Raw genomic sequence first — 26,917 nt, 5'->3', positions numbered from 1 at the left:
ATTTTCGTGTTATAAATTCTTTATTTTATATTCTCATATTAACAGTTTATCATTACTTTTTAAAATATATTTTCCCTATTTTTGTGAAATGAGTCAAAAATGGATTTTCAGACCTGAACCCGATGAAGAAGTTGTGGACAGATTAAGTTCGTCACTTGGTTTTGGAACTTTTGAATCTAAGCTTCTCGTTCTCAGAGGAATTGACAATTATCAAAAGGCCAGAGAATTCTTTAAACCAAATCTTACCGATATACACAGTCCGTTTTTAATGGCTGACATGCAAAAAGCCGTGGAGCGGATTGCAACCGCAATTGAAAATGGCGAAAAAATATTAGTTTACGGCGATTATGATGTAGATGGAACTACAGCCGTTGCTTTGATGTATTTATACCTCAGCAAAATAGTTCAAAAAAAATACCTTGATTATTATATTCCGGATAGAAATTCAGAAGGGTATGGAATCTCAACAGAGGGAATCGATTTTGCAAAAGAAAATGGATTTTCATTAATCATTGCTTTGGACTGTGGTATAAAAGCGATTGATATGATCAGCTACGCTCAGAATCTGGGTGTGGATTTTATTATCTGTGATCACCATTTACCTGGTGATGAAATCCCCAATGCCGTTGCTGTTTTGGATCCCAAGAGAAATGACTGCAGGTATCCTTTTAAGGAACTTTCAGGATGTGGTGTGGGTTTCAAATTATGTCAGGGATTAAATACAATTTATAAAATTCCGGATGCAGAATTATTTGAACTAACGGATCTTTTAGCTATTTCTATTGCTGCTGATATTGTTTCAATGACAGGAGAAAATAGAGTTTTAGCTAAAATGGGATTAAAAACCCTTAGAAAAACAAGAAATCTAGGATTAAGACTTTTAATTCCTGAAGATAAACTTTCCCATTTTGAAATCTCAAACATTGTTTTTGAGATCGCTCCTAAAATTAATGCTGCAGGAAGAATTTCACATGGTAAAGCTGCTGTAGAGCTGATGGTTTCGGATAATCTGAAACATGCTCATCAGATCGTAAGTGATATTATGGGACTTAACGATGAAAGGCGTGAGCTGGATATGAACTCTACGCTTTCTGCACTGAATCAAATTATTGAATCACAACAGGAGACGAAACTTACCACGATCGTTTACCACCCGGAGTGGAACAAGGGCGTCATTGGTATTGTAGCTTCCAGACTTATTGAAACTTACTATAAACCAACACTTGTTTTTACAGATGGTAATAATGGGGAGATGGTAGCTTCAGCAAGATCTGTATCGGATTTCGACGTACATGAAGCATTAGACCTTTGTTCAGAATATTTTCTGAAGTTTGGCGGACACCATGCTGCGGCGGGACTTTCAATGGAGAAATCCAAATTTGAAGCTTTCAAAGAAAAGTTTGAAAAAGTAGTCGCTGAGAAAATACAGGAACATCAGAAAGAGTCTTCTATTATAATAGATTCTGAAATTGAAATCGATGATATTAATAGAGAGTTTATTAATTTTCATAGAAAATTAGCTCCTTTTGGTCCACATAATATGAAACCCAATCTGGCTTTAAAAAATCAGAAGCTTTCAGGATATATAAAAACAATGGGGAAAGATAACAACCATGTTAAGTTTTATATAAAACAAGAATCTACCGGCAGGAATATTGAATGTGTTGGTTTCAAGTTAGGGCAGTTCTCAGAAGATTTCAGAAACAAATATTTTGATTTAGCATTTACTTTAGAAGAAAATCACTGGAAAGGCAATGTAACGCATTACCTCAATATAAAGGATGTAAAATTTAGAGATTAGTCTTTAATTTAATAATGAAAAAAATAGGCCTCTTTTTCGGTTCGTTTAATCCAATTCATATTGGACATCTTATTTTAGCCAATTATATTTTAGAAAATTCGGATATGGATGAATTGTGGTTTGTTGTAAGTCCACAAAATCCATTTAAAGATAAAAAATCATTATTAAAAGATCATAACAGGTTAGACATGGTTCAGGCTGCCATAAAAAATTATCCCAACATGAGGGCTTCAAATGTAGAGTTTTCTCTACCGAGGCCAAGCTATACTATCGACACCCTTACCTATCTTACAGAAAAGCACCCGGACTATTCTTTTAGTTTAATTATGGGTGAAGATAATCTGGATAATCTTCATAAATGGAAGAATTATGACCTGCTGATCAAGAATCATCATATCATTGTTTATCCAAGAGTTTTTGAAGGTGAGAAAAAAGATTCAGAATATTTACAGCATGAAAATATTTCATTGATCAAGGCTCCTGTTATTGAGATCTCAGCCACCGAAATTCGCAATATGGTCAAGCAAGGTAAAAATGTCAGACCTATGCTTCCGCCAGAAGTTTTTGAATATTTGGATGGTAGCAGTTTTTATAAGTAATTTTGCAATTCAGGAAATGGGTTTGAGGATTTATGGCTTAGACTTATAATTTATAATTTAAGAAATGAACTTCATCGAAAAATTTTTCTCAAAATATTCTCAGGAAAAAATCATTAAATGGTTTAAACAAATCTGTATTGCAGAGGCAATTTCTTGTTTCCTGCTCTATGGTGTTGCCATGATCTGGAAAAGATATGACGACGACGGATTACTTCCCACAATTTTTATTATTGTAGTTGGGAATATCCATGGTCTTTTCTTTACCATTTATCTTTTGCTTTGTTTACCTGTGAGAAAAATTTTCAAATGGGATGATGAAGATTTCGTATTTGCACTACTTTCAGCATTCTTTCCTTTTGCCACGATATGGGTAGATAAAAAACTTGCCCGCTTCGACAGAGAATAAAAAAAGAGGCTTTAGATAAGCCCCTTTTTGTTTTTAATAATCTCTTTTCACATGTCCCGTTCCATTTACGGTGTGTGACGCTCCTGCACTATCCGTGTACGTTCCATTAAATGTAAAATCTGTGTAAGTTCCTACAGCTCCAGCGCTGGTTACTGTAAATGTGATCTGATTAGTAGTTCCATCAACAGTTATATTTTGGTATGCATTCGAATTATTTGTAACGGTTAAATAGTAATTATTTACCAGAACGCTGCCTGCAAGTAAATCCGCACCCTCATATCTAAAATAAGTTCCTACAGGAACAGGGCTTTGCGCTGAACTAATTAAGTTAGGTGAAACACTAATATTACTTAATATAAGCCTGGTAGCTTGATTATCTACTTTATAACTAATGAACTCTGAAACTGTATTACAGACTACAATATCTCCAAGATTTGTAATAGGCGCAGTTCCTGTAAAGTTAATCTCGCCACTTGTTTGAATATTAGTAATATCAATACCTTCCAATACAAACTGTTGATTACTTGAACATCCGAGAGAATTGATTGAAAAAGTTCCATTGGTCACTGGAACCACAATAGTCTGAAAATAATTTACTGCTCCGGCAAATCTAAGACTAGCAAAACCATCTGTGACATCAGCTCCAGAACAGGTTTTCAATGTTCCTTTGATCGTATACTGATTGGTTGAACTTGTTAAAGAAATATCGGGCAGTACAGTAGTAGCTCCTACGGGAAATGGCCCTACTGTTGAGCTATAAACTACCGTATTGCAATTGTCATAAATTTTTAGTTCAAGAGGCTCACCAGCAGGAACAACTCCCGAAACCATACCATCCCCATCTGTAATTCCATAACTTTCATAAGTCTGTGAATTTCTTTTTAATCCTATCATTGCATTACTCAATGGTTGGCCAGCAGCATTTTTCACTGTAACCTTTAATACCGCTTGCGGAAATTGTGCATCACAGTTCCACCAGGAAAAGTGACTTACATTTCCCACATACGTATTTCCAACTTTAGTTGCGGAACCTTCTTCCTGCCACATTCCTGTAATTTCACTAAATGACCACAAAGGGATTGTATTCGGTGAAGTTGCTAATTGAGCAGCATCTAGTGGGACAGTAATTTCTGCTGTATGACCGGTAGCAATCTGTAGATTTTGTCCAGAACTTCCTGTTAACTGTACATGAAGCATTCCATAGGTTTCCATAACTCTTGAATTTCCGTTCAAATTTGTTGCTAAAAAAGATCCAGGCATTAATTCGTTCAGATACTGATTGGAAGGACTTAAGTGGAATAATGCAACATCTACATTTCCACTATAGGCGTTTCCGGAAGCATCATTAAAACTTCCGTCAAATTTCACTTTTGTTCCGTTCGAAAGAGAAACTGTCGCTGTAGCCCCAGAAGTAATGGATGTTGTAGTAATCGCAGGGATCATCATAATGTTTACCCTACTGTTTCCATTTGTAGGAACTAAAGTACGTGAAGCATTGATATAACCCGCCTTAGTTACTTTGATAAAAGCAAAGTTTTCTTTCACCTCGGCATTTTTAATTATAAAAAGACCTTTAGAATTTGTCTGCACTGTACTTGTTCCAATACTAACTGTTGCTCCGGAAATAGGACTTCCGTTCGTACTTAATACTAATCCCTGAAAATTTCTCTGAGCAGTATTTCCGAAATTAAAATTGGACTGCGGATTTGGCGTGATGTCAGATTCCATGTTAAAATCACTTATACACGAAAATAAGATCAGTAGTATTAATAAAAATAAAGGATAAATTTTTCTCATAAATTATTAATTTTTTTATTGATACTAAAGTAGTCATAAAATAGAATACGAAATTACATTCTCCTTTTTATGTTAATTTTTTCAAAATTTCAGTTTTGATGTAACAACTTTAGCCGTCAAGTTGTCTAATAATAGAGTCAATATAAGGAAGGAAAAATTTTCAATTGAAATTTTAGTAACTGAAAATCAATACTTTATAGATGAAATAAAAACATTTTAAGTACTTTGTATTGCATAATACTAGATTTATTATATATCTTTGTAATGTTAAATAATAACAAATACAAGCTATTAACAAATAAAAAATAGAATCATGAAAACGCCCATTCTCTTTGCAGCCATATTTTTCACTGGATTTGTTTTTGCCCAACAGAAATCAGATACTCTAAAAACTAAAAATATAGAGGGTATAAACTTAAAGAAACAGGTCTTCAAAAAACAAAGCGACCGCTTTATTTATGATGTTGCCTCTTCCCCTATTGCTAAAGGGACAAATACCTTCAACTTATTAAAGCAGACTCCAATGATCTCCAGTATTGATGGGAAAACATTAAAAATAATGGGGAAATCAGAAGTTGTTATTTACATCAACAATAAAAAATCCAATATGGATGCGGAGGCATTAATTGAAATGCTTAAAAACACACCATCTGAAGATATCCAGAAAATTGAAGTAATCACTGTTCCAGGTAGTGAGTTTCAAGTTGAATCTAACGACGGGGTAATTAACATTGTGATGAAAAAAAGCAGAAACAATGGTTATAACGGAACTTTAAAAATGCAAAATGAGCAGGCTTATTATAACAATCCTTCTGCAAGTGCTTCTTTCAATTTCCGAAAAGACAAATTAGCAGTTAACACAAATATCAGTACTGGAAGCTGGACAGACAGAGAAAAGTATAGACTTTCTAATGGAAACTCCACTTTTAAAAATGAGTCTTTTGGATTTAATGATGATCCAAATAAAAACTTTGGTGGTAGCGTGAATATTGATTATGAAATTACCAAAAAGCAAAGTCTGGGTTTCACATATAATATGAGATACAATAAAAGTTTCAATTCTATTCTGGATATTACAAACATTCAAAATGGGGTCTTAAAAAACAGAACTGTAAATAATGAAGATGCCCAGACAAGAAATCATTCTTTTAATTTAAACTATGAAATAAAAACGGATTCGTTAGGAAGTAAACTAACTTCTAATATCTCCTATTTATGGTTCAACAGAGACAAATCGAGCATTAATGAAACATTTCCCTTTTATAATGATGACGATAATAAATACGGGGCATTTAAACAATGGGTTCCGCAGATCATTAACAATTACGCAGCCAATGTAGATTACATCAAAAAAACAGCAAAAGGGAATTCATGGTTAATGGGAATTAGCTATAATAATACAAAAACAGACAACGATACCAGACAGGATGTTTATACAAAAGCAAGCGACAGTTTTGTAAATGATTTCGATCAAACCAATCATTTCATTTATAAAGAAAATATTCTAGGTCTTTATCTTACTTACGAAAGAAAATTAAGTGAGAAATTATCCGGAAAAATAGGAACCCGTTATGAGATGACCAGAAGTACTGGTGAGATATTAGGAAAAACAGGTTTTGATAGAAACTATAATAACCTGCTTCCGTATCTTAATTTCAACTATGCAATTAATGCAGACAATAATATAAGCTATACTTTTTCCAGCAGAATAAGAAGACCTCGATTTTGGGAATTAAATCCATCCAGAACTTATTTTACACCAGACAACTACACTCAGAACAATCCGTTCGTTTTAGCTTCTAAATATTATAATCAGGAAATCAATTATATGTTTAAGAATGCTTTCTATGCAAACCTAAGTTTTAACTATGTAGAAGATGCCTCAAACCAGGTGCCTCTGCAGGGGACTGTGACAAAACCTGAAAAAGATGAGAATGGAAAGATAGAACTTGATTCTAATGGGGATCCTATTATGGTTACTACAAAGTTTTTAAGATACATCAGAACTAATTATGGTAATAATAAGCAGCTTGGGTTGACACTGGGAATGAATAAATCCTGGTTCAAAGATATCTGGACAACGAATTACTCAGTTAATCTAGCTTATGCTATGTATTCCGGCACCGTATCTGAAGATCCAACTTCAAGACCCGTACCTGGCCAGACAGAAGTACTTACTCCTTATGTTATCGATGTGAAAAACTTTAATTTTTCTGCTCAGTTCAACAACACCATTCGTCTTTCGTCTAAAAAAGACTGGTTCCTGGGAATTAACTACTTCTATGCTGGAAAAAGCAAAATAGAAATTGGAGAATTAGGAACAAGACAAAGCCTGGATCTTAATATCAAAAAAATCGTAGGCGATTGGACCGTTTTGGTGGAAGTATATGATGTATTTAATCAAAACTTCAATAAAATAAAAGGTATTCAACCTGATGGAAGCTTCAACAATGTAACCAATTTTGAGTATCCAAGAATTTTCAGTGTAGGGGTCACCTATAATTTTGGAAATCAAAAACTGAAAAAAACCAGAGAAATGAAATCAGCCAATGATGCTGTAAAATCTAGAACTTAATATAATAAACTTCTTTAAGATTCTGTCTTAAACCATGTTCAGAATCGAAACCTCAACTTAAAAAAATAAATTCATGAAGACGCCACTACTCATCGCAGCTATATTTTTTACCGGACTAGCTTTTGCTCAGGAAAAAAAAACAGATTCAGTAAAAACTAAAAGTATAGAGGGAGTTACTTTAACGAAACAAGTATTTAAAAAACAAAGTGATCGCTTTGTGTACGATGTTGCCGCTTCGCCTGTTGCTAAAGGAAATACAACATTTGATCTATTAAAACAAACTCCATTACTTTCATCTACCGATGATAAGACATTAAAAATTGCAGGAAAGAATAATGCTATAATCTATATCAATGGTAGAAAAACCAATATGGACGCTGATTCATTAGTTCAATTTCTTAAAAACACACCAGCAGAGAATATCCAGAAAATTGAGGTTATTACAGTTCCGGGAAGTGAGTACCAGGTAGAATCATCTGATGGGATCATCAATATCGTTTTAAAGAAAAAAATGAGTGATGGATTAAGTGGTAACATGAGAATGTCTAACTCTCAAAATAAGTTCAACGGAAGCGATGCCAGTTTTTCAGCCAATTACAGAAAGAATAAATTAGGAATCAGCGCTAATCTTAGTGGTGGCGAAAATATCGGTGCACAATCTTATATTTTAAGAAATGGAAATAGTTTATCATCCAATGAATCTGTAGGTGATATTAATGATCCAAATAAAAACCTTGGCGGTTATTTGAACATTGATTATCAATTAACAGAGAAAAGCAATCTAGCTTTATCTTGGAATACTTGGGCTAATAAAAGTTATAATTCTACAGTAAATTTATTTAATACTATCCGCTCTTATGATGATAAGAAAAAAGATTACATTACTAATTATACTAATTCCAGAAACAAGGAAGATGCAAGATCTTATAACAATTCAGTCAACTTAAATTATGAATTAAAAACCGATTCTTTAGGAAGTAAATTGAATGTAAATGCTGCTTATCTTAATTACAAGAGATTTCAGTTTACTGATAATAAAACTTATCTCGCCAATTCACTTGGCCAAGACACAGGTCTAAGTCAAACCATTTATCAGAACCTTCCACAGATAATCAATAATTTTTCTGGGACAGTAGATTATATCCAGAAATTAAAAAATGATTTTACGGTTTCCATAGGAGGAAATTACAATAAAACGAAAACGGATAATGACACTAAGAATGACACTTATAGGGTAAATCCCCCTGCTCCAATAAAAAAAGAAGAACACATGCCTAATCATTTTATATATGATGAAAATATTTATGGAGCCTATTTAACAATAGAAAAAAAATTCTCCGATAAGCTTTCTGGGAAAGTCGGAGCAAGGTATGAAATTACAAAAAGTTTAGGGACGGCTAACGCTCCTCTAAATCCGGATAAGACGATGCAATACCAAGAAATAAAAAGAAATTATAATAACTTTTTACCCTATCTAAGTTTCAATTATGCTATTAATGACAGCAATAATATATCATATTCATTTTCAAGTAGAATGAGAAGGCCTAGTTTCTGGGAAATAAATCCAGTTCGAAATATTTTAACCGATGATAATTACACTCAGAATAATCCGTTTGTAAAGGCTTCTTCTACCTATAACCAGGAATTAACCTATATGTATAAAAGCTCCTATTTCTTGATTTTGAATCATTCATATTATAAAGATCAGATTACTCAGGTTCCATTACAGGGTTATCCCGTAGCACCGGATGGAACAGTTGGACCAAGAAATGTATTGCGTTACATTAGAACAAATTTCGGGGATAAACAAGAAATGTCTGCAATGTTAGGAATTCAAAAATCATTCTTTAAACAATACTTGACCACTAACTTCAACATTGGTTTTCAACATAACATCAATAATGGCAGTCTTGATACTGATCCAACAACCGGAGAGAGATTTAAAAATAAAGAAGGTGAGTTTATTACGTATACAAACAATATCAGATCTACAAGCATGGTCATTCAAACTAATAACACAGTACGTCTTGATAAAAAGAAAACATGGTTCTTAGGCGTAAATTATTTCTTTGTTGATAAACAGCAAATAGAACTTGGAATGCTGAAGAACTTAATGAGCTTGGATCTTAGTTTGAAAAAAATCTGGAACGAATGGACTTTTGCACTCAATGTAAATGATGTTTTAAAAACAAATATTGTAGAAATTGAAGATTATCAAGCCAATGGAAACTACAATTATGTAAGAAACGATCAATACAGAAGAGGTATGACTTTAAGCATCACTTACAATTTTGGTAATCAAAAAGTTAAAAAAGTAAGAGACATCGAGGGTGCTTCCGACGCCATCAAAAGCAGAACAAGATAAAAAAACATTCATTTCTTCATATCAATTATTTTATGGTAAGCTCGCTGATTTCTCAGCGAGTTTTCTATCTTTAGCCTGTATGAAAAATTTAATTATCATTTTTAGCTGGTCGTTAATACTGCTGTTCAGTATCGGTTGCAAGAAAAAAACGATAGATCTCGGTAATAAAATCTCTTTCGAAAGTCAGGAAAATATTTCTTACGGCAATGATTCTGAGCAGAAAATGGATCTGTATATTCCTTCTAATTTAAATTACAAGCCCGATGTCTTTCTTTTTATACATGGCGGTGGCTGGCGTAGTGGAAACAAATCTCAACTCACATTTTTCGCTTTATCTATGATGCAAAAATTTCCAAAAGCCATTTTTGCGAATATCAATTACAGATTAGCATCAACGACCCATTTTGCCATTCCAAATCAGACCGATGACATCAGCAGTGCTATTGAGCATTTAGAAAAAACATTAAACTATAAACCAAGATTTGTGCTTTTAGGTAACAGTGCTGGTGGTCATTTATCAATGCTCTATGCCTATAAATTTGATAAAGATAAAAAAGTAAAAGCTGTTATTAATATTGTAGGACCTTCCGATCTGGCAGATTCTGGTTTTAAAAAATATTTCGATTATGCATTTGTTGAAAAGCATTTAATCAACCCAAAAGTTCTTTCTTCAGGAACATCTATGACCAATTTTATCAGTCCTGTGAAATGGATCAATACTACCTCAGCTCCTACTCTTTCTTATTACGGAAAAAATGACCAGGTCATCCCAATGTCACAAAAGGTAATTTTAGATTCTATTTTAGACAAAAACGGGATATTTCACGAGTCTTTTGGCTTTAAAGGAGGACATTTGGATTGGGACAAAGAAAATAACAGCTCTTTTCTAATTACCAAAATTGATCAGTTTCTGAAACAGGTGGACAAAAAGTAAACGCTCTGAACAGGTCAAAGCGTTTTTTTATTTAAATATTTAATTCTGATTCTTTAATATTTAAGAGCTTTTTTAGCTTCAAGGGCTGTAGTATTCAAAGTAGAAAGACATTTGGTAAAATTGTCCATATTTCTCAAGTCCCAAAAAGGTAGAAGAACTACAACGGAAAAATCTGTTTCCGGATCGTAAAGCATAGTTGAAAGATAACCCTCCGTAGCTCCATTATGCCCATATCCCACTCCCGGAACATATGAACATCCTAATGCATAATCAGAAGTTGTTGCCGGTCCTTTACTTTTTTTCATTTGTTCTACACTTGATGCATTAAGAACATTCTGACTTTTCATCATACTTCTTATGTAATCAGAAAGTGTAAGCATGGTCCCTACACCATTTCCCTCTGCAACATGAGCACTTGCATTTTTCTGATCGGTTATTTCATTATGATCTGTATATTTAATAAAGCCCTTTACATAAGGAATCGGCAACTGCTGATCAGGTGCCAATTCGGGGAATTTAATATCTAACGGAATCTTCGAAGAAGGTCCTACAATATGATCGTACATATAATTTCCATACGTTTTAGAAGTGTTTGATTTCTGAGAATAAACTCTTGAAATTATCTCTCCTAAAATTGAAAATCCTGTATTTGAATAATGATATACTGTATTGGGTAAGCCATACGTAAGATTATGATCTGTTAGAAGTTTCACATATTCCGTAGAAGTAAATTGATGATCGGGAAAATTCTCAAGCATATAATCTGCATAGGTTTCCCCATTTACATTGTATTGAGAGGTATCGTTTGTTACATCATATATTCCTGCGTTATGTTGTAGAATCTGACGAATGGTAATCTGATTTTTATTCGGAAAATTCCATTCTGCTGTATTGGGTACATAAGGAACATTTGTTCCGGGAATATTAGCTGTAATTTTATCATCAAGATGAAGCCATCCATCCTGCATCATTTTTAAAATAGCTGTAGAGGTAAAATTTTTAGTATTACTCGCAAAACGAAAGTTCGTTTTCTTAGTTACAAGAGTTCCATTATTTCCCGTCACTGTACTAAAATAAGTTCCTTTTGGAGAAACAATATAAACACTTAGTGACGGAACATCTGTATTCAACTCTTTCTGAAGATCTGTATGAATCTTCCTTATCGCCGTATCGAGATCAGTTTGATAGTCTTCAACTTCACTACTCTTACACCCCAGGAAAGCGAGTAAGAATAGTGAGATTGATGCAATTTTTAGTTTTTCCATGGTTATATCGTTAATTTTTAGTTTTATTCTGATTTCATAATCTCCGTTCTTTCAGAAATCCCATTGGCATTAAACGCTTCAATTTGGAAATAGTAAGCATCTGTTCTATCCGCCCCTGTGAAAAAATATTCATTTTTGCCGTAAACCATAATGCTTCCATACAATTTATCCGGAGATTTCCCCCAATAGATAACATAGCCATCAGCTTCAGAATTCTGTTGCCATTTCATCCAGATACTTCTTCTTTCACCATATTTTTTGGCATCAGCCCGTAAAGGAACAAAGTTCTCGACTTTTGCAGGTTTTGTGCCTTCTCCTTTTCCGAATACTCTAAAGCCACTTAATGCAAATTTTCCTGTAGGCATTTTCAAATTTTCTATTTTTAGGAATCTTGCTTTAGCCGGTTTTTCAAGTTCTACATAATCGTGTGGAACATCCTTGGTATTTTTACTTTTATCTACAATAACATTCCATTTTTTACCATCGTTCGAACCATAGATTTTATACTGATGCATCTTTCCTAATGTCTTTCCTAAAAACTCTACATCCTGATCAGCATAATTAATCTGAATAGCATTGATAGTAGATACATCACCCAGATCAGTCTGAAACCATTCACCTTTATTTCCTGTTTTAGCACTCCAATATGTTTTTATATCTTCATCCACGGCATAGTTTGAGTGATAACCACCTAAAGTCGAAGAAACCTGAACCGGCTTATTATAGTTCAACAACATCCATCCCGTAAAAAGACCTTTGGAAAAATCTTTACCCTGAGCATATTGCGGAAGGTAAGTTGGATAATCTCCGTATGATGTATTGCAATACATTACATCATCTTTATCAAAACCTGCAGGCCAGATCCCCAACCTTCTTTCAAAATTATTTTTAGTGGAAATAAAAATCGTTGAAATATGCCACCAGTTTTTATAATTATCCTCAAAAGTTGCTCCATGTCCGGCTCCTCTTGCAAAACCACCAGGTTTATAGGAGAATGGATTATGCTGCTGGTATTCGAAACCCTCAAGAGGATTTTTACTGACATATACTCCATCAGAATAACCACTAAATTCGGTAGCCGGAGCTCCATACTGCATATAATATTTGTTATTATGTTTTGTCATCCAGGCACCTTCAACAAAAGGCTGTAGAAACACATTATCGTTGTATTCTCCAAAACGCTCCCAACCATGATCTTCAGGTTTTAATCTTAATATTGGTTTTACAAAACCTTCAGACTGTAAAGTTTTAACTTTTACCTCGGTTCCTAATAAAGGCCATTCATTACTTGAACCCCAGTATAAGTATAATTTATTTTTATCTTCATCATAATGAAAAGCCGGATCCCAAGCTCCAACTTTTAAAGTATCTACTGCAATTTTCCAGTCATCTTTGGTCGGATTGGTACTTTTCCAAATTGGAAAATCCTGTTCCCAGGTAGAGCCAAAAACGTATAGGGTATCTTTCATTGCCCAAACTGCAGGTGCATTAAGATCGTGAGTATATTTATTATCTCTAAGAAATTTCCTTTTTACAAACTTCCAGTCAAGCATATCATCACTATACCAATAGCCTTCCTGATTGGTGGAAAAAAGAAATAATTTATTTTTAAAATTAACAATAACAGGATCGGCCGTAGCTCGATGCTTCCCTTGCTTTGAAAAAGACTCAAAAGGAGTATATCCATAGTCTATATTAATTGGGTTGCAAAATGTTTTTTGCTGAGCATTCAAACTGATTCCCAATAAAACAGCTATCATAAATAAGTACGTCTGCATCTTCATAATTTTTACTTAAAATACAAATTTAACTAACTTTTTTCGGTTTTACCCACATAAAGCCGTCTAAAAGGTAATGGGGCAGTTTATACCGAATCATGAAACTCCAATTTTTCATAAAAAAACTTCTAACCCATTTTCAGAATTAGAAGTATTACAACTTGGATAGGAAATCCAAGCAATTATTTTTTATACAATAAATTATTTCCTAGGAAGGAAAACTTCCGCCAGCATGCAACGGGCACTTCCGCCACCATTTACTTCGATTGTATTTAAATCTGAATAAATGATTTCACAATATTTTTCAATTGCTGAGATCTGGTCTGTGGTTAATGATTCATAAGCAGTCTGACTCATTACCAAGAATTTCTGTCCCTCTTTATTCTGGACCTGAAGCATATTTCCTGCAAACTGCTGCATCTGTTCTTCAGAAATTTCAATAATTTCTTTTCCAGAATTTTTAATGGTTTCGATTACCTTGCTTCTTTCCAATTCACTGTCGATGCAATCTAAGCAGATCACTACAAATTTATCTGCTACACACATCATCACATTGGTGTGATAGATCGGAAGCCTTTCTGAACCTACCGTTTGAAAAGAATGGAAAACAATAGGCTCGAATCCATATTTTGCACAAAAATCTCTGAATAATTTTTCATCAAGTCTTAGAGAAACAGATCCATATGCAATCTTATTATCATGATCGAAGATCATACTTCCAGTTCCTTCCAAAAAATGTCCCTGAATTTCAGGAAGTGACCAATCATCAATTTCGGTTATTTCAAAACCTTTATTTTTTATTGTTTCTAAAATATCCTCTCTTCTTTCTACTCTTCTGTTTGAAGCGAACATAGGGTATAAAACTACTTTTCCATCATTATGGAAACTTACCCAGTTATTGGGGAAGATAGAATCCGGAGTGTGGGGATCCAATGTATCTTTTATAGTGATCACATTGATTCCTTTGTTTCTTAACTTCTCAGCAAAAATATTGAATTCCCCAAGGGCTTTAGCCTGAACATCTGAATCTTTCTGTTCAACCTGAAAATAATTGTTTTCTGCAGTTTCTGCATTATAGCCGAAAGCGATCGGCTCTATCATTAATACGGTATCTGTTGTTTGCATTGTTTTTTAGATTTAAAAATTAAAAGATTGAGAGATTTAAAGATCAGAAAAATCATTTACCCTCACTCTCTTATTAATTACTATTCCCTAATCAAAGGCATTGTAGAGCAACGTAGAAGACCACCCATTTTTGAAATTTCACGATATGGGATTTCTTCTACAGTCATTCCCCATTCGTTTCTCAAATGGTTATTCATTCTTGTGAATGTCTGATCAGAAACTACTATTTCAGGAGAAATAGAGAAGATATTAGGAAACATTTCAAACATTTCTTCATCCGTAAGGTGGAAGCAATTCTCTTCTCCAAAAATATCTATGATCAAACGATAATCACTCTCATCTACGAAACCATTTTTATAAATAAGACATTTATCTTTTCCAATGGGATTAAATGTACAATCCAAATGCAGGATTCCCTCGAACGGAATTTTATCATTTTTCTTTAGCTCTAAATCAATGATCCTTTTTTTTGGAAAATATTCTTTTAGAATTTCTATAGCGTATTCGTTGGTTCTTGCTGTCTTATAGTTTCTGTAATCTTCACTGAAACAAGTGCCTATAAATAGAAAGTCATCCCAAACAATAACATCTCCGCCTTCAATATGAGCTGTTTCCGGAAGATTAATGATTTTTCTCCAAGCCACTTTTTCAAAAACTTTTTTATAAGCTTCCTGTTCATCAGCTCTGTCTGCAATTACGTTTGAAATAATCATTTTATCGTCAATCACAAAAGCTACATCTCTTGCAAAAACCTGATTGTAGTCATTGATAATGCTTGGACGCAATACCTCTACATCATATTTTTTCAATACTGCTTCAAAAGCATTCATTTCATCAATAATATCCGATTCTTTAGGATATATGTTGTGTTCGATTGAGTAATATGATTTGGCATCATAACTTTCCTCAAGGGTGGGAACGGGTCCCAAAGAATTAGGTTGGCCCAGAACAACTGATTTTAACCTCCCCGTTTCGTTTTTAATATTTAGTTTCATAAAGATTTATGCAATATACAAATATAGGTAAAGGTCTCTACCTGGAAAACTTTTGATTTAGTTTCTACCGAGAATTTGTTTTATATTAAAATATGGTATCATCAGCAATATCTCCTAATGACTAAGTTGCGTAGAATAAAGTCTATAAACGACTGTTTATCATCTATATTCGACTCAAAAAAGAGTATGCTATTTAAAAATAACTTCCTATATTAGTGATATAATTTTCATGAAAAATTAAAACTTTATTATTAACATCAAACATCAAAATCATGAACAAGACAAATCCAGTGCTAAGAAATGCACAAAAACTTGGAAGAGATCAACAAAAATCAATTATTGGAGGTGCTGGCCCAACTAAGCCAAGATACTGCTGTGAATGGAATGACGACGGAAGCTGCAGAATCTGGACGTGCGGAAACTGCGTATGCCCATAATATTTAAAAACAAAAACCTGCTAATTTTATAGCAGGTTTGTTTTTATCTTGTCCTATTTTCTTCATCAGATCTCTGAATTTCTTTACCTTGATATTTGGAACTCCCGAAATTATAACTTATCGCAATCAGTAATCTCTGACTATCCCACCAATGGATAAATCTGTTATCCATAATTTGTTTATGCCTAAATTCTACACGCTGGTCATAAGAATCAAAAATATTATTATAGCTGATCTTTGTGTTTAGTTTATTTTCAAACCATGATTTTTGAACAGAAAGATCTACCGTATATCTTGGTTTTATAATGTAAAGGCTATTCCCAGTTTTTGATTCATAATTAGCAAAAAGATTTACTGTATATCCTTTTGGTAAAGAAAATACTTGATTAAGCCTTAACTCATAATTATAAATTTTCAATGCGAATACTTCATCCAGATAAGGTCGAAACTCATAATTGTAAAAACCTGTGATTTGTGCATTTATATTCCACCATCTGGCAATTTTCAAAGGGAAACTAACTTCCAAATTAGCAAAATTACGATAAGGCAAATTTGTTCCTAAATATTCTAAAACATTGGTTTTAGGATCATATCGTGGATACCGAACCATCACATCGGTTTCTTTTCCTATACTTAAGCTTGTTATCCAGTTTTTAGAACGGTAAGTTGCTTTAACCTGGCTGGTAAATGATGGTTGTAAATAAGGATTCCCAATCCAGTAATTCAGTGGACTGAAATAAAACCTGAAAGGATTGAGTTGTGAAAAAGCCGGCCGAGTAATTTTACGGCTATAGGAAATAGATAGCTCGTTCGATTTATTAAAATTGTAATTTACACTTAAAGAAGGCAGCCACTTTAAATAACTTCTTGCAACAATAGAGTCTGAACTAAATGCATTAGAAATGCTTTTTGTATTTTCAAACCTTATTCCCGCATTGATCTGAAGCTTGTCAAATTTCTGACTGTAAGCTAAATATCCTGCCAGTACCTGTTCTTTATATGAGAACTTATTGCTGCGTGTCGGGTCAAAAGTAAATTGGTTATTAACTGATAAAGTATCATATCTGATATTGTTGTTGGTATTGGTATCACTATATTTTATTCCGGTTTCAAAATTGGCATTTTTTACTTTTTGAGTAACATCAATCTGAGCAGTATAGATATTTATGGTATTGAGTAGATCCGATTTCCAATAGGACAAAAGTTCTGAGGTTGGTAAATCTTTACTGATAAAATCATCCTTTTGTTTATTACTTACTGAAAGGTAATTTCCAAGGAAATTAAGTTTGAAATTTTTGCCAGTGAAAGTATAATCAGCCGTCATCCCATAATTATCCTGAATATAATCAATAGGGTTTTCACTTCCGGTATCAAAGACCAATTGCGTCTCATTTTTATTAGTGGTATATAATGAGCCTGTTCGCATACGATCGCTATTTCTGAAATTACCTCTTAAAGTAAATCCTAATCTGTTTTTATCATTTAACCGATAATCAATTCCTGTTTGAACCGTAAGAATTCTTGCCTCATCTTTTTGATAGGTACCAGTTCTCATTACATTAGTATTAGCGAGCCGTTGTAATGCATTATATCGATATGTTGAAATCCCTTCGTTATATCCAAATTGTATTTGGTAGGCAACTTTTTCAGTGTTGTATGAAGTATTGAAAGTGTTTTCTCTATAATTAAACTTATTAATGGAAATGCTTCCGTTATAGGTTCCTTTCCAACCAAGGTTTCCATTTCTTTTTAGTCTGATATCAATAATACCTTTGAATTCTGCATCGTATTTAGAAGAAGGATTGGTATTGACCTCTATAGATTCAACTATTTCAGGGGACAAGGACCTTAGGTAAGCCTGAATTTCCTGAGCACTCATAACAAGAGGTTTTCCATCAATAAAAATGGCCGGGCTTATTCTTCCGCCAATGAAAATACCATCCTCCTGATCAACGGTGACGCCTGGTGTTTTCCTTAATACTTCCAGGACATGGGTCGAAGTCTTAAAGTCTTTATTATTGGCAACATTCATTACCATATTTCCATCATTCAATTTTATATTACGGGATGGAGACTGTATGACTACTTCAGCTATGGTATTACTGACGGGAATCATTTCAATGATAAAAACCTCGCTGGCCTTATCTACTATTTTGGTTTCATAACCCGCTTTTTGTGCAATAAAATAATAGTCATCTTCAACCTTTTCAAACTGAAAACGTCCTAAAGAATCGGTTATTTTTTTATCGACAGGTTGATTACTTAACTTATTTAGGAGGGAGACCTCTACCCTATAAAGATTTTCCTTCGTTTCCGAATCCAATATTTTTCCGTTGACAACTTTCTGGGCATTGGCAAAGAATGATAAAAACAACAGCATAATTAAAGTCCACAATCTGAGGCTCATAAATTTTATATTTTATGGGCCAAAAGTAGAATTCCCGAATAAAAATAGAGTTTTGAAGTTTAAATTCCGAAGTGCGGAATTATAAATTTGAACCTTGGAGCTCTTTTACAGAAGGTGTTTGAGATTGTCGATACAAAAGTGGTGTTGTATTTTTTATCTTTTTAAATGTTGAGAAAAATGTTGATTTAGAATTAAATCCTACTTCATATCCTATCTCTTCAATTTTTAGATAAGAGCCATTTTCGATTATTTCACAAGCTTCATTAATTCTGTATTCATTGATGTATGTTGAGAAACTTTTCTCCAGATTATCATTCAATAATTGTGAGAGCTGATGCGCTGAAATATTCATTTTCATTGCTAAGTCATTCAATTTCAAATTGGGGTTTTTATACAATTCTTCAGAATTCATCAGTCTCTCTAGTTTTGAAACAAAGTTATCTGCTCGTTCATCGGATATCTTTTTATTGGAATATCTGTTCGATTCTTTTACTTCAATCGACTGATATTTTTTATTAAATAGAATCAGAAAGTTTGCATACAAAACAAATGAAAATACAATACTTCCTCCTGCACAATATATTTGAACCCATCCTGTAGAAATTAACTGATAGGTTAAAAATATAATCACATTACTCAATAAAACAGGAAGGATAAATTTATGCGGTTCTTTTGAACTCTTCCCTGACAAAATATAATATTCATACACAGATAAAAGAACAAAAATTGTCCAGACAGAATAAATAAAAGTTCCAAAATAACTGTCCCAGGTAATAGGGAAAAATAAATACAAAAGACCAACGATTCCTAAAATCATTGTCAAAATACCAAAAGGTTTTCGACAGTCTTTAAGAACAAATTGTTTTTGTAAAAAAGAGGACCGAATGTAATAATACAAGGCAGGTCCGGTAAAAAAAAGTGCTGATAATCCCAGGTGAGGAATAATTCTGGGTAGATCAGGATAAAAATAAATGCATACAGATATTCCGACCCTAATGCTTAATGTCAATAAAATTAATCCTAAAAAGAAATCTGGGATGTATTTAAGTTTTTTAACAAACAGCAGGTAAATTCCCAGTAAAAGCCCATTAAAAGCTCCCACTGCACTAAAGAAGAATAATAACTGTTGTCCGAAAGTCATTGTAAATTAGTTTTTTATATCCGTAAATTTAATGAAATTATCATATTCCGTGTTATATTAATAACATTAAAATTCAATTCGATAGATGAAGACCATATAATTAATTTAAGTAAGAACTATTCATTTATCTTTTGATTTAATCTACTTAAAATAGAAGCTCGTAAACGTTCTTCATTCTTATCACCCCACTGTCCTAAAGCAGAAATTACGGGTATTAAAGTCTCACCAAAATCTGTAAGACTATATTCAACTTTAGGAGGTACTACAGGATAAATCTTTTTGGTAATTAATTCATGTTCTTCGAGCTCTTTCAAATGAACATTCAAAACTCTTCTGGAAGCATCTGGTATCTTCCGTTGCAATTCACTTGGCCTTTTACAGCCTTCTTTGATGAACCATAGCAAACGGATTTTCCATTTGCCATACAGGACTTCAGCTATAAGATCCAGTCCACAATTTAAATTAGGAGGAATTTTTCTTTCATACATTCAACAAAATTACTCAATGTTATAAAAATTACAATAGGGGATTAATTAATCCCTATATGAATCGTATTTCCCTACTTGTATGAATGTATCATACGTCTGAAATTTGTATAAAAATAAAATATGATACAACAATTCAATTTCAACAACGAATTATCTGGTAAGATCGCTTTAGTCACCGGAGGTACAAAAGGAGCGGGTAAAGCAATTACAGAAAGACTATTGAATGCTGGTGCTACAGTTATTGTCACGGCAAGAAATAAACCTGAATTTGCAGATGAAAATCTACATTTCATTTCTGCAGATTTAAGCACCTCTGAAGGAACACAAAAAGTGGTAAGTGAAGTGTTGGAAACCTTTAATAAGCTCGACATTTTAGTGAATACACTTGGTGGATCGGAAACCCCGGGTGGTGGTTTTTCGGTGCTTACAGATCAGGATTGGGAAACTACTTTACAAACTAATTTATTAGCTCCAGTTCGTTTAGACAGGGGACTTTTGCCTCAAATGATAAAACAAAAATCCGGCGTCATTATTCATATTGCCTCTATACAGGGGAGATTACCTTTGTATGATTCTACATTACCTTATGCTGCTGCTAAAGCTGGCTTAATAAATTACAGTAAGGGTCTTTCAAAAGAAGTTTCATCAAAAGGTGTACGTGTTCTTACAGTTTCTCCGGGATGGATTATGACCACTTCCGCAACGCGAATGATGGAACGAATAGCAGAAAGTTCAAACACTACAATCGAACAAGCAACCCAGAGTGTAATGGACGCTTTAGGTGGCATTTCTATTGGAAGACCTGCGCAACCAGAAGATATTGCAGAATTTGTCGGTTTCCTGGTATCTCCAAGAGCAAGTTACTTAACAGGAACAGAATATGTAATTGATGGTGGTACAATTCCAACGATCTAGTCAGAAAATAAAAAATCCCAAAGCAAGCTTTGGGATTTAATTTATTATTTAAACAGATATTATCTGTTTACCATATCGATATAGTCTCTTTGTTGAGCTCCTTGATATACCTGTCTTGGTCTTCCGATCGGATCTCCTTTCAATCTCATTTCTTTCCATTGAGAAATCCATCCTGGAAGTCTTCCTAATGCAAACATTACTGTAAACATTTCTGTAGGAATTCCTAAAGCTCTGTAGATAATACCTGAATAGAAATCTACGTTTGGATATAGCTTTCTTTCGATGAAGTATTCATCTTCAAGAGCTACTCTTTCTAACTGCATTGCAATATCTAAAGCTTTATCCTGAATTCCTAACGCATTAAGAATATCATCAGCTGCTTTCTTAATGATTTTTGCTCTTGGGTCGAAGTTTTTGTAAACTCTGTGTCCGAATCCCATTAGACGGAAGTTATCATTTTTATCTTTAGCTTTAGCAACATACTTAGATACATCACCACCATCTTTTTCAATTAATTCAAGCATTTCAATTACTGCCTGGTTAGCTCCACCGTGAAGTGGTCCCCAAAGCGCAGAAACACCTGCAGAAATAGAAGCAAAAAGACCTGTATGTGCAGAACCTACCATTCTTACTGTAGATGTAGAACAGTTTTGTTCGTGATCTGCGTGAAGAATTAATAATTTATCTAAAGCACCCACAACTACCGGATCTACTTCAAAGTCTTCGTTTGGTAATCTGAAAGCCATTTTGTAGAAGTTTTCTACATAGTTTAAGCTATTGTCACCATGATTAATAGATAACCCTTGAGTCTTTCTATAAGTCCAGGCACAAAGGTGAGAGAATTTGGCGATCATCAATTCAGCAGCATGATCCATTTCTTCTTTAGAATTTACGTTAACAGCTTTAGGGTTAAAGGCAGTTAATGCAGAAGTTAAAGAAGATAAAACTCCCATAGGATGAGCAGAACGAGGAAAAACATCAATGATCTTTTTCATTTCATCTGCGATGAAGTTATATTTTTTAATATTATTTTCGAAAGAACCGTATTGATCTTTATTAGGTAATTCACCATGTAATAAAAGGTACATTACTTCAGTAAAATTGGATTTTTCAGCAATCTGTTCAATTGGATATCCTCTGTAAAGCAATTCTCCTTGATCTCCGTCTAAGTAAGTGATGTCGCTAATTGTAGCTCCAGTATTTTTATAACCTAAATCCAGGGTTATTAGACCGGTTTGGTCTCTTAATTTTGAAATATCTATCCCTCTGTCTCCGATAGTACTATCCACGATGGGATATTCATATGAATTACCGTCGTAATTCAATATAACTTTGTTGTCTGACATTATTTATTTTTTTTTAAATTTACTAAAATTCCATAAAAAAACAGCAAACAAATTATCGTTCGCCGTTATTTATATTTTCAATTATCTTTTGATTTTAAATGCTTCTAATCCTGGGAAAATAGCAGTTTCACCTAATGCTTCTTCAATTCTTAATAACTGATTGTATTTAGCCATTCTATCCGATCTTGAAGCTGAACCAGTTTTGATCTGTCCGCAATTCATTGCCACAGCTAAGTCAGCAATTGTAGAATCTTCTGTCTCTCCTGATCTGTGAGACATTACAGAAGTGAATTTATTGTGCTGAGCCATTTGTACAGCATCCATTGTTTCAGAAAGAGAACCGATCTGGTTTACTTTTACAAGGATTGAATTTGCTATTCCTTCTTTAACACCTCTTGCTAATCTTTCAACATTGGTTACGAATAAATCATCTCCAACCAACTGAACTCTGTCTCCTATTTTATCTGTTAGCATTTTCCAACCATCCCAGTCATTTTCCTGCATACCATCTTCAATAGAGATAATCGGATATTTAGCAGCCAATTCTGCTAAGTAAGAAACCTGCTCACTGCTTGTAAACTGAGCTGCATCAGGAGTCTGGAATTTTCTATAATCATAAATTCCATCTTTATAGAATTCTGAAGCGGCACAGTCTAAAGCTAACATAATGTCATCACCAGGCTTATATCCAGCTTTTTCAATAGCCTGAAGCAATGTGTCCAGAGCATCTTCAGTTCCTTTGAAAGTAGGCGCAAAACCTCCTTCATCACCTACTGCAGTAGATAAACCTCTTGAATGAAGAATAGATTTTAAACTATGGAAGATTTCAGTTCCTTTTCTCAATGCATGAGAGAAAGAATCTGCTTTTACCGGCATGATCATAAATTCCTGGAATGCGATAGGTGCATCTGAGTGAGATCCCCCGTTGATCACATTCATCATAGGAACAGGAAGTGTATTTGCATTCACTCCACCTACATATTTATATAAAGGCATTCTTAATTCCGTTGCCGCTGCTTTAGCTGCTGCTAACGAAACCCCAAGAATAGCATTTGCTCCAAGATTTCCTTTATTATTGGTTCCATCAAGATCGATCATGATCTGATCCAGAAGATTTTGATCAAAAACAGGCAGACCCACCAATTCAGGAGCAATTACTTCTCTTACATTCTCAACAGCTTTAAGGACACCCTTTCCATTATATTCTGAACCACCATCACGTAATTCTACCGCTTCATGTTCTCCTGTAGAAGCTCCGGAAGGTACCGCAGCACGTCCCATTGCACCACTCTCCGTGAATACATCTACTTCAACTGTAGGATTCCCTCTCGAATCTAAAATTTGTCTCGCTTCAATGTAAGAAATGTAACTCATAATTTTTCTGTTTAAACTATCCGCAAAAATGCTTCCAGTTGTTTATTATTAATTAATATACTTGAGTTACAAATTTAATGAAAAAAATAGTGTCACGAAAAAAGTAGACTTTAATATTTGGTAATAAAACATAAAATTCCCCAAAGTTTTCATTACAAATTGGGGAATTTAAAAATGCATCACATAGTAACTGATTTTCGTCACTTATTTTATTGGATTAATTCATATTTTTCTCGTTCATCCGGAATAAGTCATTTAGAATCTAATATGTTATTTGTGCCCAAATATAAGTTTCATTGTTAGCTCCTGGAATTCTTGCTATTTTCTGTATTATAAATGTCCTGTTTTCTTTGAGAACATCTATAATTGCTCCTTTATTCCAGTCCTCGTCTTTTCTTTCCGGATGATTATCTCTGATATTTGCATCTGTATTTACTGAATATTTTGAATCTATTTTCAAGTCGTAAATACTATTTATTTTTAGTTCATTAATTATTGACTCTAATACTATCGAACTATTATTAATCGTCCCGATATATATCCATTTTTCATTTTTAATATTTTTATTTTCAACTCCATCGGTATATTTATCTTCCAACTCTTTACTTATTTTCTGTAAATCATTTTGTTTAGGTGTTACAGTGATCTTATTTAATTTTTGTTTTATTTTGTCACAATCTCCGCTAATACAGTCCGAAACTATTTCTTTTGCTTTTGAAAGTTTGTTAAGACTTAGCTGATGTATTGTAGCTTCTATAATACTTTTCTCATTTGGCCTTGTATCATTTGCAGGGGTCTTAAAAATGTTTGTAGCCACACTATCTAGTTTGATGAGACTATTAACGGAAGAGTTATCCTGTATAAATTTTGAATAATTAACAAGCCTTTCCTTATTTTGTCGTATACGAGTAACTTCCAAATTATATAAATCCTTAGATGCTTCTTTCAAGTTTTTAATGACATCTTTTTTCCACTCATCTTCATCCCCAAGTTTTGCATTTTCAATATTTTGTTTCAATAAATCAATTTTTTCAATGTTTGCATAAACCGAAGATTCTAAATTACTTCTATACTTATCTAATACAGGGATTATTTGTGGAGCAAATGTAATTTCTCCATCAGCATCACCATCTTTCATAGTTTTAATAAATGTTAGAACTGCTTTAAAATCAGCAAATGTTGAAATATCGAAATTATTATTTTCTGGTAAAGGAACCCGTGATTGTAGCCCCGTAATACCAATCGTTTTAATTGAAATATCTACCTTTTTTTTATTACTTTCAACATCCATTGCCAATTGAGCTAAAGAACCAACTCCATTTCCCTTAAATATAATATTTGAATCGTGAATGGTGAACTCAGCTCGAATTCCTACAGCATAACGGATGGTAGGTAGCTTATAGCACATAATATCTTTATATTGAAGGAAATCAATAACAAGATAACTTAACTTTTCACTTGCAGAAACATTTGCAATACCAAAAGCATTCAGAGCTGCCTTATTGTTACTTGTGAAGAAATATTGTTTAAACTGAAAACCGGCATCTAAATCTTTCAATTTTCTAGGTAAAGAAAATTTACAATTTACAAAACCCTTTTTCAATAGCTCATTTTCAGCAACCTTTCCTCTTTCAACTATTTTTCCCATCAATGAGATTGAATCATCAATACTTTTAGTACTTAATCCAAAAAGAATATTCTTTACGGCATCATATTCATTTACTGCTTGTGAGTAATAATAATCATCCGCATAAATTACATCATTTTCCATCACAGCTTTATTTTTTGTAAAACTGTTATTGTAAATACCGCAGGAATTTAGTACCACGATTAAAATCAAGAAAAAAAATTTAGTTTTCATGGCTTTTAGTTTTTAAAATTATATTTCAAATTTCCCACTAAATTAGACGCTGGTCAATTACACAAAAGGGTGATTATAATATGAGACAGCACCATTTTATTGGTGCTGTCTCATATTATATTTTTATAGAATTATATCTTAACTGTAAAAATTAAAGCAGTTCCTTTTTCTGAAGATGAGATTTGGTATTCTCCATCTAATTCTTTCATTCTCCGCTTCATATTTCTTAGACCATTCCCTTCAGGTTTATTGTTATCAATGCCAATTCCATTATCTGAAATTTTCATATTAAATTCATTGCCACTTTGTAGGAATGAAATTTCTAATTCACTTGCCTGACTGTGTTTATAAATATTATTTAACGATTCTTTTAGGCAGAGAAACATATTCCTCCTTAATTCAGCTGAAACAGCCGTATCGGAAATAACATCACCATCTTTTATTACAAATTTCATAGATGATTTCTTTAGGAAATTTTCAGCATATATCTTTGCATAAGTAACAAAATCACCAACAGTATCATTTCCTGAATTTAGATTCCAAAGCATTTCGCGCATCGAAACATTCATTTCCTCAGAAGTCTTTAGCATCTCATCAATGTCATTTCTTAAATCCCCATCCTCTGCCTTTTGTTTTAAAAATTCAGCCTGAAGCTTCAATGCCGAAATCCCTGCTCCAAGGTCATCGTGCATATCATGTGAAATCCGTTCCCGTTCCTGTTCTATTGATCTTTGTTTCTCAAGTTCTTTCTGGAGAAGCTGGTTTTGGTGTTCAGCTTCTTTGAGCTGTTTTTCCTTTATGTATAGTAGTTGTTTTCTGTTGTATAATAAAACTATAAAAATGATAAACCCAACGAATAGCATCATAACAATAATTGCTATAATATAAGTTTGCTTTATTTCCTCTGGTAACACTTTCATAATTTACACAATAGTCCTTTAAAAAAGATTATATAAGATGTAATCGTAACCAGTTGAAATATCCTATTTAATACAGCAAGAAACTCGTCATCTGATTTTTCAAATAAATACATAGGAGTTACTCTAAATAGAAAAAAAACAGCCCAGAGTAATAAAGATACACTTACCCAAAAGAATTGTTTAGATATTATGGGGATCTGACTATTATTTTTAAACTGGTTAAATAACCAAATTAGACCACAAAGTATAAATATAAAAGACATCATTATACCCAAATTGATAGAATATCCTTTACTACTAGGGTATAATACAACTCCAACAATTAATAGTACTGCATTTGATATGTACCTAATAAAGCGTTTTTCATTATACAGTTCTTTTAGATAAA

20 protein-coding genes are annotated in these 26,917 nt (G+C 33.3%); 8 read left to right on the top strand and 12 right to left on the bottom strand.

Annotated features, from left to right (window positions below):
- Positions 1-88: 88 nt before the first annotated feature.
- From recJ to J7E44_RS14925, 3 genes are all read left to right on the top strand, one after another.
- Positions 89-1,801 (top strand): single-stranded-DNA-specific exonuclease RecJ, encoded by a 1,713-nt coding sequence (gene recJ, locus J7E44_RS14935; protein WP_214831167.1) that lies wholly within the window; start codon positions 89-91, stop codon positions 1,799-1,801.
- Between the two features lie 14 nt (positions 1,802-1,815).
- Positions 1,816-2,400, top strand: a complete 585-nt coding sequence (gene nadD, locus J7E44_RS14930; protein ID WP_214831166.1) for a nicotinate (nicotinamide) nucleotide adenylyltransferase — start codon at positions 1,816-1,818, stop codon at positions 2,398-2,400.
- A gap of 64 nt (positions 2,401-2,464) precedes the next feature.
- Positions 2,465-2,806: a DUF3817 domain-containing protein gene (locus tag J7E44_RS14925; protein WP_214831165.1), complete on the top strand. Its 342-nt coding sequence runs from the start codon at positions 2,465-2,467 to the stop codon at positions 2,804-2,806.
- A 33-nt stretch (positions 2,807-2,839) separates the two neighbouring features.
- Here the strand turns inward: J7E44_RS14925 and J7E44_RS14920 are convergent, their stop codons facing one another.
- Complete coding sequence (locus J7E44_RS14920) at positions 2,840-4,603, bottom strand: carboxypeptidase-like regulatory domain-containing protein (protein ID WP_214831164.1); 1,764 nt, start codon at positions 4,601-4,603, stop codon at positions 2,840-2,842.
- Between the two features lie 313 nt (positions 4,604-4,916).
- Between J7E44_RS14920 and J7E44_RS14915 the strand changes: the two genes are divergently transcribed.
- The 3 genes from J7E44_RS14915 (at position 4,917) to J7E44_RS14905 (ending at position 10,477) form a co-directional block, all read left to right on the top strand.
- Entirely contained in the window at positions 4,917-7,178 is a 2,262-nt protein-coding gene (locus J7E44_RS14915) for an outer membrane beta-barrel family protein (protein ID WP_214831163.1), read from the top strand.
- 73 nt (positions 7,179-7,251) lie between these two features.
- Complete coding sequence (locus J7E44_RS14910; RefSeq protein ID WP_214831162.1) at positions 7,252-9,543, top strand: TonB-dependent receptor domain-containing protein; 2,292 nt, start codon at positions 7,252-7,254, stop codon at positions 9,541-9,543.
- Between the two features lie 79 nt (positions 9,544-9,622).
- Complete coding sequence (locus J7E44_RS14905) at positions 9,623-10,477, top strand: alpha/beta hydrolase (protein WP_214831161.1); 855 nt, start codon at positions 9,623-9,625, stop codon at positions 10,475-10,477.
- Between the two features lie 53 nt (positions 10,478-10,530).
- Here the strand turns inward: J7E44_RS14905 and J7E44_RS14900 are convergent, their stop codons facing one another.
- The 4 genes from J7E44_RS14900 to J7E44_RS14885 all read right to left on the bottom strand — a co-directional run bounded on the left by J7E44_RS14900 (position 10,531) and on the right by J7E44_RS14885 (position 15,640).
- On the bottom strand, positions 10,531-11,742 hold the full coding sequence (locus J7E44_RS14900; protein WP_214831160.1) for a serine hydrolase domain-containing protein: 1,212 nt from the start codon (positions 11,740-11,742) through the stop codon (positions 10,531-10,533).
- Between the two features lie 23 nt (positions 11,743-11,765).
- Positions 11,766-13,520: a discoidin domain-containing protein gene (locus J7E44_RS14895; protein ID WP_214831159.1), complete on the bottom strand. Its 1,755-nt coding sequence runs from the start codon at positions 13,518-13,520 to the stop codon at positions 11,766-11,768.
- Positions 13,521-13,721: 201 nt separating this feature from the next.
- Positions 13,722-14,645, bottom strand: coding sequence for a citrulline utilization hydrolase CtlX (gene ctlX, locus J7E44_RS14890; protein ID WP_214831158.1), 924 nt, complete (start codon positions 14,643-14,645; stop codon positions 13,722-13,724).
- 80 nt (positions 14,646-14,725) lie between these two features.
- Positions 14,726-15,640: a dimethylarginine dimethylaminohydrolase family protein gene (locus J7E44_RS14885; protein ID WP_214831157.1), complete on the bottom strand. Its 915-nt coding sequence runs from the start codon at positions 15,638-15,640 to the stop codon at positions 14,726-14,728.
- A gap of 272 nt (positions 15,641-15,912) precedes the next feature.
- On the opposite strand from J7E44_RS14885, the gene J7E44_RS14880 reads away from it, so the two are divergent.
- Positions 15,913-16,077, top strand: a complete 165-nt coding sequence (locus J7E44_RS14880; protein ID WP_214831156.1) for a hypothetical protein — start codon at positions 15,913-15,915, stop codon at positions 16,075-16,077.
- A gap of 43 nt (positions 16,078-16,120) precedes the next feature.
- Here the strand turns inward: J7E44_RS14880 and J7E44_RS14875 are convergent, their stop codons facing one another.
- The 3 genes from J7E44_RS14875 to J7E44_RS14865 all read right to left on the bottom strand — a co-directional run bounded on the left by J7E44_RS14875 (position 16,121) and on the right by J7E44_RS14865 (position 20,113).
- On the bottom strand, positions 16,121-18,484 hold the full coding sequence (locus J7E44_RS14875; RefSeq protein ID WP_251040585.1) for a TonB-dependent receptor domain-containing protein: 2,364 nt from the start codon (positions 18,482-18,484) through the stop codon (positions 16,121-16,123).
- 79 nt (positions 18,485-18,563) lie between these two features.
- Positions 18,564-19,625, bottom strand: coding sequence for a helix-turn-helix domain-containing protein (locus J7E44_RS14870; protein WP_214831155.1), 1,062 nt, complete (start codon positions 19,623-19,625; stop codon positions 18,564-18,566).
- 116 nt (positions 19,626-19,741) lie between these two features.
- Positions 19,742-20,113, bottom strand: a complete 372-nt coding sequence (locus J7E44_RS14865) for a winged helix-turn-helix transcriptional regulator (RefSeq protein ID WP_214831154.1) — start codon at positions 20,111-20,113, stop codon at positions 19,742-19,744.
- A gap of 120 nt (positions 20,114-20,233) precedes the next feature.
- Between J7E44_RS14865 and J7E44_RS14860 the strand changes: the two genes are divergently transcribed.
- The gene (locus J7E44_RS14860) at positions 20,234-21,028 is read left to right on the top strand and encodes an SDR family oxidoreductase (RefSeq protein ID WP_214831153.1); all 795 of its coding nucleotides are present in this window, start codon (positions 20,234-20,236) and stop codon (positions 21,026-21,028) included.
- Between the two features lie 59 nt (positions 21,029-21,087).
- On the opposite strand, the gene J7E44_RS14855 is transcribed toward J7E44_RS14860, so the two are convergent.
- The 4 genes from J7E44_RS14855 to J7E44_RS14840 form a co-directional block, all read right to left on the bottom strand.
- Entirely contained in the window at positions 21,088-22,374 is a 1,287-nt protein-coding gene (locus tag J7E44_RS14855; RefSeq protein ID WP_214831152.1) for a citrate synthase, read from the bottom strand.
- Between the two features lie 81 nt (positions 22,375-22,455).
- Positions 22,456-23,748 (bottom strand): phosphopyruvate hydratase, encoded by a 1,293-nt coding sequence (gene eno / locus J7E44_RS14850; protein WP_214831151.1) that lies wholly within the window; start codon positions 23,746-23,748, stop codon positions 22,456-22,458.
- Positions 23,749-24,010: 262 nt separating this feature from the next.
- Entirely contained in the window at positions 24,011-25,609 is a 1,599-nt protein-coding gene (locus tag J7E44_RS14845; RefSeq protein ID WP_214831150.1) for a hypothetical protein, read from the bottom strand.
- A 131-nt stretch (positions 25,610-25,740) separates the two neighbouring features.
- Positions 25,741-26,529, bottom strand: coding sequence for a sensor histidine kinase (locus tag J7E44_RS14840; RefSeq protein WP_214831149.1), 789 nt, complete (start codon positions 26,527-26,529; stop codon positions 25,741-25,743).
- Between the last annotated feature and the right edge of the window lie 388 nt (positions 26,530-26,917).

The organism is Chryseobacterium sp. ISL-6 (assembly GCF_018613715.1).
GTDB classification, from domain to species: domain Bacteria; phylum Bacteroidota; class Bacteroidia; order Flavobacteriales; family Weeksellaceae; genus Chryseobacterium; species Chryseobacterium paludis.
The sequence above is the reverse complement of the archived record's forward strand: the minus strand, read 5'-3'. Positions and strand labels throughout refer to the sequence as shown.